General features: G+C 66.3%; 17 protein-coding genes. 5 read left to right on the plus strand and 12 right to left on the minus strand.

The features are described 5' to 3' along the window. Positions 1 to 9: 9 nt before the first annotated feature. The 3 genes from HQ354_RS00390 to HQ354_RS00400 form a co-directional block, all read right to left on the minus strand. On the minus strand, positions 10 to 528 hold the full coding sequence (locus HQ354_RS00390; protein ID WP_222633976.1) for a DinB family protein: 519 nt from the start codon (positions 526 to 528) through the stop codon (positions 10 to 12). Positions 529 to 556: 28 nt separating this feature from the next. Further along, complete coding sequence (locus HQ354_RS00395; RefSeq protein WP_371828774.1) at positions 557 to 1,594, minus strand: alpha/beta hydrolase; 1,038 nt, start codon at positions 1,592 to 1,594, stop codon at positions 557 to 559. 133 nt (positions 1,595 to 1,727) lie between these two features. Beyond that, positions 1,728 to 2,195, minus strand: a complete 468-nt coding sequence (locus tag HQ354_RS00400; protein ID WP_068420761.1) for an SRPBCC family protein — start codon at positions 2,193 to 2,195, stop codon at positions 1,728 to 1,730. Positions 2,196 to 2,276: 81 nt separating this feature from the next. Between HQ354_RS00400 and rhtB the strand changes: the two genes are divergently transcribed. Continuing rightward, positions 2,277 to 2,909, plus strand: a complete 633-nt coding sequence (gene rhtB / locus HQ354_RS00405; protein ID WP_068420760.1) for a homoserine/homoserine lactone efflux protein — start codon at positions 2,277 to 2,279, stop codon at positions 2,907 to 2,909. A gap of 13 nt (positions 2,910 to 2,922) precedes the next feature. Next, entirely contained in the window at positions 2,923 to 3,309 is a 387-nt protein-coding gene (locus HQ354_RS00410; protein ID WP_068420758.1) for a YchJ family protein, read from the plus strand. On the opposite strand, the gene HQ354_RS00415 is transcribed toward HQ354_RS00410, so the two are convergent. Next, positions 3,310 to 3,720, minus strand: coding sequence for a DUF5997 family protein (locus HQ354_RS00415; protein WP_068420756.1), 411 nt, complete (start codon positions 3,718 to 3,720; stop codon positions 3,310 to 3,312). 81 nt (positions 3,721 to 3,801) lie between these two features. Between HQ354_RS00415 and HQ354_RS00420 the strand changes: the two genes are divergently transcribed. Then, positions 3,802 to 4,791 (plus strand): LysR family transcriptional regulator, encoded by a 990-nt coding sequence (locus HQ354_RS00420; protein WP_068420971.1) that lies wholly within the window; start codon positions 3,802 to 3,804, stop codon positions 4,789 to 4,791. On the opposite strand, the gene HQ354_RS00425 is transcribed toward HQ354_RS00420, so the two are convergent. The 4 genes from HQ354_RS00425 to nadA all read right to left on the minus strand — a co-directional run bounded on the left by HQ354_RS00425 (position 4,788) and on the right by nadA (position 8,757). Continuing rightward, on the minus strand, positions 4,788 to 5,162 hold the full coding sequence (locus HQ354_RS00425; protein WP_068420754.1) for an RNA-binding S4 domain-containing protein: 375 nt from the start codon (positions 5,160 to 5,162) through the stop codon (positions 4,788 to 4,790). The genes HQ354_RS00420 and HQ354_RS00425 overlap by 4 nt on opposite strands. Positions 5,163 to 5,255: 93 nt before the next feature. Then, entirely contained in the window at positions 5,256 to 6,116 is an 861-nt protein-coding gene (nadC, locus tag HQ354_RS00430) for a carboxylating nicotinate-nucleotide diphosphorylase (protein WP_068420970.1), read from the minus strand. A gap of 11 nt (positions 6,117 to 6,127) precedes the next feature. Next, positions 6,128 to 7,714 (minus strand): L-aspartate oxidase, encoded by a 1,587-nt coding sequence (locus HQ354_RS00435; RefSeq protein WP_308115153.1) that lies wholly within the window; start codon positions 7,712 to 7,714, stop codon positions 6,128 to 6,130. Further along, positions 7,711 to 8,757 carry a quinolinate synthase NadA gene (gene nadA / locus HQ354_RS00440; protein ID WP_068420750.1) on the minus strand — a complete coding sequence of 349 codons (1,047 nt, stop codon included), beginning with the start codon at positions 8,755 to 8,757 and terminating at the stop codon, positions 7,711 to 7,713. Before nadA ends, HQ354_RS00435 begins: the two co-directional genes overlap by 4 nt. 103 nt (positions 8,758 to 8,860) lie before the next feature. On the opposite strand from nadA, the gene HQ354_RS00445 reads away from it, so the two are divergent. Continuing rightward, positions 8,861 to 9,562, plus strand: coding sequence for an NUDIX domain-containing protein (locus HQ354_RS00445; RefSeq protein WP_068420748.1), 702 nt, complete (start codon positions 8,861 to 8,863; stop codon positions 9,560 to 9,562). Here the strand turns inward: HQ354_RS00445 and HQ354_RS00450 are convergent. The 3 genes from HQ354_RS00450 to bioB are packed head-to-tail and all read right to left on the minus strand — an operon-like array spanning position 9,553 to position 11,357. After that, on the minus strand, positions 9,553 to 10,119 hold the full coding sequence (locus HQ354_RS00450; RefSeq protein WP_222633978.1) for a DUF2567 domain-containing protein: 567 nt from the start codon (positions 10,117 to 10,119) through the stop codon (positions 9,553 to 9,555). The genes HQ354_RS00445 and HQ354_RS00450 overlap by 10 nt on opposite strands. Before the next feature lie 4 nt (positions 10,120 to 10,123). Beyond that, positions 10,124 to 10,339 (minus strand): hypothetical protein, encoded by a 216-nt coding sequence (locus tag HQ354_RS00455; protein ID WP_243636768.1) that lies wholly within the window; start codon positions 10,337 to 10,339, stop codon positions 10,124 to 10,126. Between the two features lie 10 nt (positions 10,340 to 10,349). Next, positions 10,350 to 11,357, minus strand: coding sequence for a biotin synthase BioB (gene bioB, locus HQ354_RS00460; protein WP_222633979.1), 1,008 nt, complete (start codon positions 11,355 to 11,357; stop codon positions 10,350 to 10,352). Positions 11,358 to 11,467: 110 nt separating this feature from the next. Between bioB and HQ354_RS00465 the strand changes: the two genes are divergently transcribed. Continuing rightward, a complete protein-coding gene (locus HQ354_RS00465) occupies positions 11,468 to 12,055 on the plus strand; it encodes a TetR/AcrR family transcriptional regulator C-terminal domain-containing protein (RefSeq protein WP_222633980.1) in 588 nt (195 codons plus the stop codon). Between the two features lie 84 nt (positions 12,056 to 12,139). Here HQ354_RS00465 and secA2 read toward each other — a convergent pair whose 3' ends face one another. Then, complete coding sequence (gene secA2, locus HQ354_RS00470; RefSeq protein WP_222633981.1) at positions 12,140 to 14,452, minus strand: accessory Sec system translocase SecA2; 2,313 nt, start codon at positions 14,450 to 14,452, stop codon at positions 12,140 to 12,142. Positions 14,453 to 14,494 lie beyond the last annotated feature (42 nt).

Here is a 14,494-nt window from a genome sequence, read left to right on the forward strand (position 1 = left end):
GATTTTCGGCTATCGCCGCACGTCCCACAGATGATGGACCGGGTCGTGGATGTAGTACTGCGCCAGTGTCCGGATGGTGAACCGCGCGCCGTCACTCCGCCGACCGGTTCGCGACAGATCGGCATCCGGCACCGCGTCGAACGCGTCGGCGAGGGCGCGTGCCGCGTCGGCGAGTTCGATCGCCACCGTGGCCGGGTCCTGCGCGTTGTAGTCGTCCTCGATCGCCGTCGCGTCCTGGTCCCAGTTCTCGAACAGAGGGTCGTCCTCGGTACGCACCAGATCGAGGCGCGTCAGAAACTTCCGGTGGACGTCGCGGACGTGCGCGCCGTACTCCAGTCGCGACCAGGTCTGCTCGTCCGGTCGCTGTGCGACGTGTGGGGACGACAGGACGTCCGCCCAGGCGTCGACGTCGGCTCTGATCGATACGGGGATGTCGCGAAACGAGACGTCGCCGGCGAAGAACCCGCAGTCGGGACACTGCCGCTCGAGGACCCAGGTCCAGTTCTTCGTGTCGGGAACGATTGCCATGCCGAAAAGTCTAGATCCCGGCGGCCCCTCAGATTCCCATCGAGCGCGCGAGCATCGGCCACGACGCGTGCAGGTCGTCCTGCCAGTAACCCCACGAGTGCGTGCCGACGGGACGGAAGTCGACCTGGGCCGGGATGCCGAGGCGGTAGAGCTCCTTGGCCATGTTCGACGTGCAGAAGTTGACGACGGCTTCGATTCCGCCGCCGACGATCAGCTGGTCGGGGAACAACCGGGCCTTGCCCTCGGCAAAGCGCGGGTTCAGTGGGGTGTCGTGCGGGATGCCGGGAAGGCCGGTACCGGTGCTCATGTAGATCTCGGTGCCGCGCAGCTGCTCGGCGTGCAGGATCGGGTCGTTCTCGCGCCACACCGGTCCGTCGAGCGGACCCCACATGTTCTCGACGTTGCCGCCGCCGTACGTCTCCACCACGAGCTTGACGAACTGCTGCGAGAGCGGGTCCGACGTCTGAGCGCAGCCGCTGTACGCCGCGACGCCGCGGTACTGGCCGGGGTAGGCGATCGCCAGGTTCAGCACGGAGGTACCCGACATCGACAGTGCGGCGATGGACTGAACACCGTTGGTGTCGAACTGCGCGTCGATCAGCGGCGGCAGCTCCTCGCCGATGAAGGTCTGCCACTTGTTGCGGCCGAGAACCGGGTCGTCGGCGATCCAGTCCGTGTAGTACGACCACTTGCCTTCCTGCGGAGTGACGACGAAGGCATTCTTGTCCTGGAAAAACTGCACGCTGTCGGTCTGCGACTGCCAGGACGCCGAGTCCTCGCCGCCGCCTGCGCCGTTGAGCAGATAAAGCACCGGCCGGGACACCGAGCCGTCGGCCGGTGTCATGACCTGGACAGGGATCGTGCGGTCCATCGCGGCGGAGTAGATCTCGAGCTTCAGCTGACGGTCGTCGATGCGCGTCGCGGAGGTGATGTACGACCCGTCGGCGGACGACGCGGCAGCGACCGGAAGGTCCTCGGCAGCAGCGGAGCTCACTCCGGCGATCGAGGGAGTGAGCACACACAGAAGTGCTGCGGTACACGTCGCGATGGCTCGCCTGGTGTTCACATGAATCCCTTCCGCCACATCCTGCAACCGGGTCCACTGGTTGGTGCGGCGAACAGTATCACCGAAAAAGGGCGAAACCGACGGGAACGGATTTCGAGACGAATCCGTCACCGCCGGTTCACCGCACCGTCTTTCAGGCGTACTGCCGCGCCAGCTTCTCCAGGGTCGAACTGATTCCCTTGGCGTTCTGCTGCGGCATCTTGAAGATTTCCAGCACCTTCGGCGCCTTCGCGGTGCCGTACTGGAACGACTCCGTCACGGTGGTGACGCCGGGCTGTTTCTCGTCGAACTCCCACCGCCACGTGTGGCCCATGGGGTGTCGCCACTCGACGACCTTCGAGGTGCTCTCGTCGACGAAATCCGTCACCGTGCTCGTGATCTTGTAGGGCACCCCGTACTGCTTCATGCCGACCGAGAACTTCGCGCCACGACTCAGCCGATCGGGGCCGTTCACCGTGTCCTTCACGGTTCCGGATCCATCGAGCTCTCCATGCCGGTGCGGGTTCGCCACCTTCGCGAACAGTTCTTCGGCCGACGCGTTGACGTCCACCTGGCGAGCCACGACGCGGTCGCCTCTGTCGATCGTGCGTATCGAAACCATGTCTCCACACGTACCCCGGCGCGGAGAACTTCACTCTCGGGCGATTCGACCGGCACGGCACACACATAGTTCAATAGGGCGATGACCTGGCATGTGTGGCTGGCTTTCCTCGGCGCGAGCGTCGTCATCAGTCTCTCCCCCGGCGCAGGAGCGATCGCGTCGATGTCGACCGGCCTTCGCCACGGACTCCGACGCGGATACTGGAACATCTTCGGCCTGCAGATCGGGCTGCTCCTGCAGATCGCCATCGTCGCCGTCGGTCTCGGCGCGGTTCTCGCCAACTCGGCCCTCGCGTTCACCGTCATCAAATGGTTCGGCGTCGCCTACCTCGTCTACCTCGGCATTCGCCAGTGGCGCGCGGCCCCCACCGAGATCGACGGCGCGACGCCCGTCGCCGATCGTGGTGTCACGATGCTCGTGCGCGGGTTCCTCGTCAACGCGAGCAACCCGAAAGCCGTCGTGTTCATGCTCGCGGTGCTCCCCCAGTTCCTCGATCCGTCGAGTCCCCTGCTGCCGCAGTACCTCGTCATCGCCGCGACGATGGTCGCCGTCGACATGCTGGTGATGACGGGTTACACGTCGCTGGCCTCACGCGTGCTGCGCGTGATGCGGTCGCGTCGTCAGCAGGTCGGCGTCAACCGCACGTTCGCCGGGTTGTTCTTCGTCGCGGCGTCGTTCCTGGCCACGATCCGACGCGCCGCACCCGCGGCCTGATCGGGAGGTTGTCGTGAGCACCGTCTGCCCCTGCCTACGCGGCGAGCCGTTCGACGCATGCTGCGGTCCCTACCTGCGCGGGGAATCGACGCCGCCGACCGCGGAACATCTGATGCGGTCGCGGTACAGCGCCTTTGCCGTCGGCGACGAGGAGTACCTGCGTCGCACCTGGCACCCGACGACGGCGCCGCACGACCTCGCACTCGATCCACAACAGCGGTGGTACCGCCTGGAGATACACGACACCCGGGCAGGCGGCCTGCTCGACGACGAAGGCATCGTCGAGTTCAGCGCCTACTACAAGCACCCCGACGGCAACGGTGTACTGCGCGAACGCAGCCGTTTCGTACGTGTCGACGGGGCGTGGTCGTACCTCGACGGGGTCATCGGCCTTCGGTGACTAGCGGTTCTTCGCGGGCCGGTTCGTCGCGGCGCGTCGCGCCTCTTCTTTGGCCTTCACTCGCTCGGCTTCGGCACGCACCTCGGCTTGGGTGCGGCGTTCCTTGACCAACCAGTCCGGCTGATCCTCGAGTAGTTCGGCGATCTGCGACGCGGTCAGCGCGTCGGTGATCTCGGCGCGGGCCAGTCCCGCGATCGACACACCCAGCTTGCGGGCGACGACGTCCTTCGGGAACGGGCCGTTCGTCTGCAGCTCGGTCAGCCATGCGGGCGGATCCTTGCGGAGCGCCTCCAGATCCGACCGGGTCAGCGGTGTGTTCTGGAATTCGTCGGGGGCTGCCTGCAGGTAGATACCGAGCTTGTTCGCCGCGGTCAGGGGCTTCATGTACTGCGGGTTCTTCTCCGGGCTCACCGGTACAGCTTATCGGTAGAAAACTGCCCCGAATGCCACCGACTCCGAGCAGCGCCTCGGCCCTCGCCTACTGTGACGACTGTGAACTTCGACGTCCGTGACCTCCGCTGGTACATCGCCGTAGCCGAGGAACTGCACTTCGCGCGGGCGGCGAAGTCGCTGAACATCGCTCGAACTCGGCTCAGCCGCACCGTCATCGATCTCGAGGAAAGCCTGGGTTTTTCGCTGTTCGTCCCCGGGGCGTCGCCGACACAGCTCACCGAACAGGGGGCCGAATTCCTCCTCGAGGCGCGTCGCCTCGTGGCCGAGGACGAAGAGCGCGTCGCCGCCGAGGCAGCGGCGCGAACCGATCCCACCTTCACGATCGGATACACCGAGGGCGTCACGCTGACGAAGTGGACGCGGATCTGGGCCGAGCGCATCCCCGACGTCGAACTGCGACTGGTCCCGACCACCGTCGAGACTCAACTCCTCCCGCTCGCCGACGAGTCCGCGGACGTCTGTTTCGTGCGGTTGCCCATCGACCGCGACGGCCGGAGCATCATCACGCTGTACGAGGAACAGCTCGTCGTCGTCGTGCCCAAAGATCACCCGGTGGCGGCGTACGACCGTGTGCCGGTGACGGATCTCGCCGACGAGCACCTCCTGCAGGACGCGGACGAAGTTCCCGAGTGGGCTTCCGTCGCAACGGAAATCGCCGACGGTTCCCGCCTGGCGCCGATCGAGGTCGAGTCGAACGCGCAGCTGTTCGAATACGTGGCTGCCGGGCTGGGCATCGCGGTCGTACCGCAGTCCATCGCACGGCTGCACAGTCGACGCGACCTGGTCTACCGGCCGGTCGACGGTGTGGCGTCGTCGCCGATCGCCGTTGCGTGGCCGACGGATCGGACGACCGAATTGGTGGAGGAATTCGTCGGCATCGTGCGCGGGAGGTCGGTTCGCAGTTCGCGTGGGTCGACGACACCGGCAGCGCAGACCCGCAAGAAGGCGGCGCCGAAGAAGAAGCCGCAGCCGACTGCCTCCAAGGGACGCAAGGGCTCACCGCCCAGCAAGCGCGGCAAGCGGGGCTAACCCAGCCCCCGCAGCTTGTCGGTCTCGCGTCGTTCTCGCTTGGTGGGCCTTCCCGCACCTCGATCGCGTCGCGGAACGGACGCGAGGATCTCCTTGGACGGCGGAGGCGGACTACGGTCGATCAGGCATTGCGGAACGACGGACGCGCCGACGCGTTTCGCAATCGGTCGCGTCACCACGACGATCTTCTCCAGCCCGCCGACGCGGAGACGGATCTCGTCGTCGGGGCCGATACGCAGACCGGGCTTCGCAGGCGTGCCGTTCACGCGGACATGACCCGCCCGGCATGCGCTCGCCGCGTCCGAACGGGTCTTGAACAGCCGCACCGCCCAGACCCAGCTGTCCAGCCGTACGCTCTGATTTTCGACCATCACTCTCGAATTTAGCCGACGCCCTCGGCATCGATGGTCCGCGGCATCGAAAAGACGGCTGCCGCGGACCAACGATGCCGAAAAAGGGTGAACCTACATGTCCAACCCGAGGTCGAGGACCGTCACCGAATGCGTGAGGCCGCCGACGGCCAGGTAGTCGACCCCGGTCTTCGCGTAGTCGTGCGCGACATCGATCGTCAGACCTCCCGACGACTCCAGCTTGGTCTGCGGTGCCACCTTGTCGCGGCGCTGCACAGCCATCTGCGTCTGCCACAGCGGGAAATTGTCCAGCAGAACCAGCGCCACATCCTCGGCGAGCACCTCATCGAGCTGCTCGAGACTGTCGACCTCGACCTCACATTCGAGGTCCGGCGCGAGAGCCCGCACGGCATTCAATGCCGCGACGACCGATCCCGCCGCGGCGACGTGATTGTCCTTGATGAGCGCCGCGTCGCCGAGGCCCATGCGATGGTTGACGCCGCCTCCCGCGCGGACCGCGTACTTCTGCAGCGCGCGAAGGCCGGGTAGAGTCTTGCGACTGTCGCGGATCTTCGTGTCGGTGTCGGCCACTTCGGCCACCCACGCCGCGGTTGCAGTCGCGATTCCGGACAGGTGACAGATCAGGTTGAGCATCGTCCGCTCGGCCGTCAGCAAGCCGCGCGTCGGCGCGGTGATGGTCAGAACCGATTGTCCCGGAACGACTGTCGACCCGTCCGAGACTCGGTCCGTCACCTCGTACGCTTCGAGCACCTCGTCGAGAACCACGAGACCGACGTCGATGCCGGCGACGGTGCCCGGCTGGCGAGCGACGACCGAGGCGGTCGCGACGGCGTCGGCGCTCACGGTAGCTGTCGTCGTCACGTCCGGTCCGAATCGCAGATCCTCGTCCAGGGCTACACGTACGAGCGCACCAATCTCCTCCGGATCGAGTCCCTGTTTCGCCAGTTCGGTCACCGTCTGTTCCTTCACTGTCGACCTACTCCCGTCAATTCTTCGACACCGCGTATCTCGATGTCGCCTGCTTCGTCTCGACGAACGCGGCTGCTTCGCGCCGACGACATGTCCGGACAGTCACGCCGCGTATGGCAGCCGCGGCTTTCCTCGCGGGCCGACGCCGCCAGCGCGAGAACCGACGCGGCCGTCGTCAATGCTGCGTCCTCCCATACCTTCTCGTGCATCTCGGCGGCACGTGCGCCGTCCAGAGCACGCACGACGGTCTCGAGACCCTCGGCATCCCGTACGACGCCTGCGTTCTCGGTCATGAGTGCCTGCAGAGTCGCCCGAGGCATACTCGCGGTCGACGGCAGCGAGACGTCCCCGATCTCGGCACGCCGTCCGCGGCGTTCCGCTGCGGCGATTCCCGCGCGTTCACCGACGACCAAACCCTCCAGCAAGCTGTTCGACGCGAGCCGATTCGCGCCGTGCAACCCTGTTCGCGCGACCTCGCCGGCCGCGAAAAGGCCTGGGACACTGGTTCGTCCCCACACGTCCGTCGCGACGCCTCCGCACGAGTAGTGCGCAGCGGGCGCGATCGGAATCAGGTCGTCCAGCGGATCGATGCCTGCCGCGAGGCACGACGCGGTGACGGTCGGGAACCGCGTGTGGAAGTGACGGATGGCCCGAGCGTCGAGCATCACGTGGTCGCTGCCGGTGAGGCGCATCCGCTCGGCGATCGCCCGCGAGACGACGTCACGCGGCGCGAGATCCCCCAGCGGATGACTGTCCGCCACGAAGCGGATACCGGTGAGATCGACCAGATGTGCGCCCTCTCCCCGAACCGCCTCGCTCACGAGAGGTCTGCGGCCGGTCGACCCGGGGGCGAACAACACCGTCGGATGGAACTGAACGAATTCCAGATCCATGATCTCCGCGCCTGCGTCGAGCGCCAACGCGATACCGTCCGCGGTCGCCTCCGGCGGATTGGTGCTGCACGAGAACAGCTGTCCGAGCCCGCCCGTCGCCAACAGCACGGCAGGGGCATGCACGACGCCGTACCCGGCCGCCGAGTGCGCCAGCACTCCGACGACGTCGCCGCGATCGACGAGCACGCGGATCACCGAGGTCCCGTGGAGAACGGACGGCATCGAATCGCTCAGTGCACGTTGCACTTCCGCGCCTGTGGCGTCACCGCCCGCATGGACGATGCGTCGGACGCGGTGGCCGCCTTCCCTGGTGCGGGCGCGGGCGCCGTCGACACCACGATCGAAGACGGCACCGAGCGACTCGAGCATCGACAGCGCCGCGGGCCCCGCCTCGACGATCGATCGAACCGCGTCCTCGTCGCACAGACCGACGCCGGCTTCGCACGTGTCGTGCACATGCGAATCGACGGAGTCGCCCTCGGCAGCCGTGCCAGGAACAGCGATGCCGCCTTGTGCGTACTGCGTCGAGGTGCCCGACGCGTCGCCCTTGGCAAGGGTCACGACGCGCAGTCCACGCCGTGTCGCCGAGATCGCCGCGCTGAGTCCGGCCACGCCGCCGCCGACGACCACCAGGTCCGCCGAAGCTTCCCAACCGATCGACGGCTCGGCTCCCCCGACGGACGGTGTCACTCGCCGCCGCCGGGTGTGCCGATCTCGATCATCCGTTGCACCGACTTGCTCGCGACGTGAGCGGTGTCGAGATCCACGTGCACCTCGTCCTTGCCTTCGACGAGGCATCGCAGCAGGGCTGCGGGGGTGATCATCTTCATGTAGCCGCACGACGCACGGTCGTTCACCGGTTGGAAGTCGACGTTCGGCGCGGCACGGCGCAGCTGGTGCAGCATGCCGATCTCGGTCGCGACGAGCACTTGCCGTGCACCGGTGTCGCGGGCCGCGTCGAGCATGCCGCCGGTCGAGAGGATCTTGACCTTGTCGGGCGCCACGAAGCCCTCGCCCGCGAGATACAGAGCCGACGTCGCGCAGCCGCACTCGGGGTGCACGTACAGTTCGGCGTCGGGCAGGCTGCGGCTCTTGGCGGCGAGCTCGTCACCGTTGATGCCGGCGTGCACGTGGCACTCGCCCGCCCAGATGTGCAGGTTCTCGCGGCCGGTCACGCGCTTGACGTGTGCGCCGAGGAACTGGTCCGGCAGGAACAGGATGTCGAGACTCGGGTCGATCGACTCGACGACCTCGACGGCGTTGCTCGACGTGCAGCAGATGTCGGTGAGGGCTTTGATCTCGGCCGTCGTGTTGACGTACGAGACGACGACCGCGTGGGGGAACTCGTCCTTCCACTCGCGCAGCTGATCGGCGCTGATCGAATCGGCGAGCGAGCATCCGGCGCGCTGATCCGGGATCAGTACGGTCTTGGACGGGCTGAGGATCTTCGCGGTCTCGGCCATGAAGTGCACGCCGCAGAACACGATCTCGTTCTCGGGCACCTCGGCGGCGACACGCGACAGCGCGAGAGAGTCACCGACGAAGTCCGCGACGTCCTGGATCGCCGGAAGCTGGTAGTTGTGCGCCAGAAGCGTCGCGCCACGCAACCTCGCCAACCGCTTGACCTCCGCGGCCCACTCCTCGGTCGGTTCGACTCCCCCGTATCCCGCCGGGCCGTCGACGATCTCGCCCAGGTCGACAGCAGTGTCGAGACGGAATGCAGTGCTCGTCATTTCGGTACTCCTTCACCGATCACCCGGCTGCACAATGTCGTCGTGGTGACGTCACCTTCGTCCGGATTTCCTCCGTAGGGGTTTTCGACTTACAATCGAAAACATGACTCATCGTAGCACTGTGCACGAAGTGCTCATCGCGGTGTTCCAGGTGCGAACCTTTTCCGCAGGCCACGGCCCCGAACTCGCCGTCCTCCTCTGGCAACGAGCGCAAGAGCCCGACCTGGGATCTTGGTCACTCCCCGGCGGGGTTCTCGGCGACGACGAAGACCTCTCGACGTCGGCGCGTCGGCAGCTCGCCGAGAAGGTGGACGTGCGGACGGTCGCGCATCTCGAGCAGCTGTCGATCTTCTCCGACCCCGACCGCGTCCCCGGCGACCGCCGAATCGCGTCGAACTTCCTCGGCCTCGTCCCCATCTCGTCGGACCCCACACTGCCGCCTGACACGGCGTGGCATCCGGTTGCTCGCCTACCCGAGACGGCGTTCGATCACGGCACAGTCGTGCGGCACGCGCGGGCTCGTCTCGTCGCGAAGCTGTCGTACACCAACATCGCGTTCGCACTCGCTCCCGTCGAGTTCGCGATGTCGACGCTGCGCGAAATCTACGCGGCAGCTCTGGACTATCAGGTCGACGCGACCAATCTGCAGCGCGTGCTGGCGCGACGGAAAGTGCTCGAAGCGACGGGAAAGACTGCGCCGCCGGGCAAGGCCGGTGGCCGCCCGCCTGCGCTCTACCGATTCGCCGACGCGTCGTTGCGCGTCACCGACGAGTTCGCCGCTCTGAGACCGCCCGGTCAGGCGTGATCCTTCTCGAGTGCGACGTCGTCCGGCTCGATCGACTCGTCGACGGGTGTGTACATCAGGTTGTCGTGCGGATTCATCGCGGCGAGCAGTACGACGACGAGCGACGTCACGAGCGGCTGTATCACGAGGGCCAACATGGATCCGATCCCCGGTGCCACCTCGACGACCGATCCGACGGCCGGATCCTGCGGCCGCGCGTGCAGTAGCCCGGCGACCCACACCCCGATACCGAGCATCGCCAGCGCGCCGAGAACGGCACCCGCCAGCATTCCCAGGAACAGGACCGGACCGCGGGCGGCCTTGCGCGTCCAGAACGCGACAGGGAGCAGCACGCCGCACACGAACGAGATGCAGCCGAACAACGCGAGGGAATCGAATCGGTGCAGGCTTTCTCCAGTCAGCGCTGCACCCTGACCGGGAACGACGACCACGAACTGTTCCGTCGGCGCGAGTATCGACCACAAGAGGCCGGCGAGGGCGCCCACCACCACGGATGCGACGACGGCGACGAGCGACGTCCTGACCGTCGTCCGTGCTCCGACTCCCTCGTTCGACACGCGACTATCTCCGCTCGAGCGACGTCGAGTCGACGACGCCGTGCCGCGAGCACGTGGACGACCAGCCGTCGGGCACGATCTGCACGACCATGCGGCGGCCGCAGTCGCGACAGAATCGAGCAGGTTCGAGGCCGAGACGGGCCGCGGCGGGCATCGAGTCGATGACGCCGGGTACGACGGGCTGACCGGTGAAGGGGTTGTAGCGAAGCTCGCTGGTCACCGAACCCACTTTAGATGGTCGAATTCAGCGCTTTGATCGGCATCCGCAGGGAATCCAGAAGGTCCAGGTCCTGTTCTGCGGGTCGACCGAGCGTCGTCAGGTAGTTGCCGACGATGACGGCGTTGATGCCACCGAGAATTCCCTGCTGCGCACCGAGGTCTCCGAGCGTGATCTCGCGGCCGCCTGCGAATCGCAGAATGGTGCGCGGCAGAGCAAGGCGAAACGCTGCGACCGCGCGCAACGCCTCCGATGCCGGCAGAACCTCGAGCTCGCCGAACGGTGTGCCGGGGCGTGGGTTGAGGAAGTTCAGCGGCACTTCGTCCGGTCCGAGCGAGGCCAGGTCCGCCGCGAACTCGGCGCGCTGCTCGAGCGACTCCCCCATACCGAGGATTCCGCCGCAGCACACCTCCATGCCCGCGTCGCGCACCATCCGCAGCGTGCCCATCCGCTCTTCCCAGGTATGGGTCGTCACGACGTTCGGGAAGTAGGACCGCGAGGTCTCCAGATTGTGGTTGTACCGGTGGACCCCCATCTCGACCAGGCGGTCGACCTGCTCCTGGGTCAGCATGCCGAGCGAGCACGCGATGTCGATCTCGACCTCGTTGCGAATCGCCTCGATGCCCGCGGCGACCTGCGCGAGCAGACGCTCGTCCGGACCGCGAACCGCGGCGACGATACAGAACTCCGTGGCGCCCGTCTTCGCCGTCTGCTTGGCCGCCTCGACGAGGCTCCGAATATCGAGCCGCGCAGCCCGAACCGGAGATTCGAACAGCCCCGACTGCGAACAGAAATGGCAGTCCTCCGGGCACCCGCCGGTCTTCAGACTGACGATGCCCTCCACCTCGATCTCGGGACCGCACCACGCCATGCGCACCTCGTGCGCCAGCGCCAGCAGCTCGTCCAGCCGTTCGTCGGGCAGGTTCAGGACCTCCAGCACCTGTGCCTCGGTCAGGCCGACCCCGTCGCGCAGCACCTGCATCCGCGCGGTTTCGAGAACGTCGGTCGATACCTGAGTCATGGGCTGCTCCTCGTCTTGGCGCTCTTGAACACCGTTCAAGTTGAACGCCGTTCAAGCTATGCTGGGCGTCGGTTAATGTCAAAGGCCGACACACGGACAGGAGTCAGGGAGTGCAACTGCGCAGAGCGGACGTTCTCGACGGCGCGATCGCGATCCTCGACGAGTACGGCCTGGGCGACCTGACGATGCGGCGGCTTGCGACGTCGTTGCACGTGCAGCCCGGCGCGCTCTACTGGCACTTCAAGGACAAGCAGACGTTGCTGGGCGCCATCGCCGATCATCTGCTGGCAGGCGTCGACACCCCGGTCGAGGCCGCACAGTGGGACGAGCAGCTACTGGAACTCGCCCACCGCCTGCGCAACGCATTGCTGTCGCACCGTGACGGGGCCGAGCTCGTCGCCGCGACCTACGCGTCGCGGCTGACGACCAACCGAGTGCGCGAACGCATTGCGGCCGTGTGTATTCGCGCCGGAATGGCCCGCGGCCACGCCGAACTGACGGCGGACACACTGCTGTACTACATCCTCGGGCAGACCGTCGACGAACAGTCCCGCATGCAGATGGATTCGGTCGGCGCACTGACCGACGACGCGTCGCCCCTCTTCGAAAGTCCCGATCCGACAAGCAAATTCGAGTTCGGACTCGGCTTGTTCGTCGACGGCGTGCGGCATGCACTCGGGGCGGACGAGCGGGTCTAGATATCGCTGGTTCATCGCGCACTTTTCAGCGAGTGCGCACGTTGCAACGCGCGCACTCACTGCAACCTGCGCGGTCAGGCGAAACTAGCCGCCGAAGATCACACCGAGACCGGAACGGTTCGCCGCAGTCCCTGCGAACGGGTTGTCATGCACCATGTAGGTCCACGTCGACGTCGGCCTGTGCAGCCCTTCGGTATCGAGATCGATTCCCTCCGAGGTGATCTCGGCGTTCTCGAACGTCGAGACCGCTTGCTCGATCGCCTTCGACGAGACGGTCTTGAACGCGTCGACCGCGATGCGGTGGTACTCGTCCAACGGATTCTCGCGACCCAACGCACGGAGGTGAATACTCTCCCGGACGTCGGCGAGGTGCGCGAGGTAATCGGACCACGCACGATCCAAGTGGTACAACACGATTCGACGGGCGGCAACGACGAGAACGTCCTCGTCCAGCGTCCGACGAAGCTCTGCCGCCCGGTCGGGAGCAGCCGACGCGAGCAGTTCCAGCGCCTCGTCGGTGGTCAGCAACGACGCACGCCTGCTGTCGAGAATTTCTCGGTGCTGCGCGGTCAGTTCGTTGTACTTCCATGTGCGCGAGTGCACGTCGAGCATGGCGCCCTCGGCGATGCGTTGCGCGTGATCGATCTTGTCGGCGACACGTCCCGCAGTGATCAAGCCGGTCTCGTCGTGTTGCTTGGGCTGTTCCTTCGGGCCGAGGTTCGCCGTGACGACGTCGTCCTCCCAGCTCGAGAAGAACACCGATCGGCCGGGATCACCCTGTCTGCCTGCACGTCCGCGGAGCTGATTGTCGAGGCGTTCGGTCGTGTGCCGACCCGTTCCCACGACGAGCAGCCCGCCCAGTTCGACGACTGCAGCCTTCACCGATGCGTCCTCGACGCCCTCGGGACCGCCGAGCTTGATGTCCGTGCCGCGTCCGGCGATCTGCGTCGACACCGTGACTGCGCCGCGCACACCCGCCTTCGCGATGACCGTCGCTTCCTCGGCGTCGTTCTTGGCGTTGAGCACGACGGCAGACACGCCCGCGTCGTCGAGAAGCGATGCCAGAGATTCCGATTCGGCGACGTCATGGGTACCGATCAGAACGGGCTGGCCCGTCGCGTGTACTTCCTTCACGAATTCGACCACGGCCGCATTCTTGTTGGCGACCGTGTCGTAGACCCGATCCGGTTCGTCGACGCGAACGTTCGGTTGATTCGGCGGAATGACCGACACGCCGAGGCCGTAGAACGTCCGAAGTTGTTCGCCCGCTGCCAATGCCGTGCCGGTCATGCCGCACACCGTCGCGTATCGGCCGATCAGTGCCTGCACGGTGATGGTGTCCAGAATTTCGCCGGTCTCGGTCTGCGTCAGTCGTTCCTTCGTCTCGACGGCAGCCTGCAAACCGTCCGGCCACCGCTGCAATTCGGCGACGCGGCCGCGGGAGGCGTTGATCAACTGGACGCGTCCGTCGCGCACGATGTAGTGCACGTCGCGCTTGACCAGAACCTGCGCGTGCAGGGCCACGTTCACAGCGACGAGCGTCGTCCCGACGTGGTCCTCGGAGTACAGGTCGATGCCGCCGAGTTCCTTCTCGACGCGCGTCGCACCGACGTCGGTGAGGAACACGTTTCGCCCATCGGCGTCGGTGTCGTAGTCGATTCCCTCGTCCAGCAACCGAATTGCGTCGAACACCTTCTCCGCAGGCACATCGGTCGACACCGAACCGGCAAGCACCAGAGGCACGAGTGCCTCGTCGACGAGAACGGAGTCGGCCTCGTCGATCAGCGCGACGTCGGGCACCGGCGTCACCAGCTGTGCGACGTCGTCGACGAGATGGTCGCGCAAGACGTCGAATCCGATCTCGTTGACCGACGCGTAGGTGACGTCGCACCCGTAGGCGTCGCGTCGATGCTCGGGCGTCGACGATTCGGTGATCCACCCGACGCTGATGCCGAGAATTTCGAACAGCGGGCCCATCCACGTTGCGTCGCGCTGAGCGAGGAAGTCGTTGATCGAGATCACATGGACGTGACGACCGGACAGCACGTACCCGACGGCGGCCACGGCTCCGGCGAGGGTCTTGCCCTCACCGGTGGCCATCTCGACGACGTCGCCCTCCAGCATGCGGACTGCGCCGAGCAACTGGACGTCGAACGGTCGCATGTCGATCGATCGGTCTGCGGCTTCGCGAACGAGGGCCAAGTAGCGAGGTACGTCCAACTTGCCCGCATCGGCGACGCGCAGGCTCGTGGCCGTGTCGGCGATCTCGGCGTCGGTCAGGTCCGTCGCCCAGGACGCGAGGTCGGACGCCTGATCGACAGTGCTCCGAGAACGCGACTGGTTCTTCTGTGCCGAACGTCCGAGAGCCCGCCACAGTCGATCCGAAACCAATGCCATTCGGTAAGCCTACGCAGCGCGTCGAATCCCGATGCCCCTCCG

The organism is Rhodococcus sp. BP-261 (genome assembly GCF_019835205.1).
GTDB classification, from domain to species: Bacteria; Actinomycetota; Actinomycetes; order Mycobacteriales; family Mycobacteriaceae; genus Rhodococcoides; species Rhodococcoides kyotonensis_B.

Coding starts and splice junctions, on each gene's coding strand:
- HQ354_RS00390 (WP_222633976.1), bottom strand. CDS start 528: ATGGCAATCGTTCCCGACACGAAGAACTGGACCTGGGTCCTCGAGCGG.
- HQ354_RS00400 (WP_068420761.1), bottom strand. CDS start 2,195: ATGGTTTCGATACGCACGATCGACAGAGGCGACCGCGTCGTGGCTCGC.
- rhtB (WP_068420760.1), top strand. CDS start 2,277: ATGACCTGGCATGTGTGGCTGGCTTTCCTCGGCGCGAGCGTCGTCATC.
- HQ354_RS00425 (WP_068420754.1), bottom strand. CDS start 5,162: ATGGTCGAAAATCAGAGCGTACGGCTGGACAGCTGGGTCTGGGCGGTG.
- nadA (WP_068420750.1), bottom strand. CDS start 8,757: ATGACGAGCACTGCATTCCGTCTCGACACTGCTGTCGACCTGGGCGAG.
- HQ354_RS00445 (WP_068420748.1), top strand. CDS start 8,861: ATGACTCATCGTAGCACTGTGCACGAAGTGCTCATCGCGGTGTTCCAG.
- bioB (WP_222633979.1), bottom strand. CDS start 11,357: ATGACTCAGGTATCGACCGACGTTCTCGAAACCGCGCGGATGCAGGTG.
- secA2 (WP_222633981.1), bottom strand. CDS start 14,452: ATGGCATTGGTTTCGGATCGACTGTGGCGGGCTCTCGGACGTTCGGCA.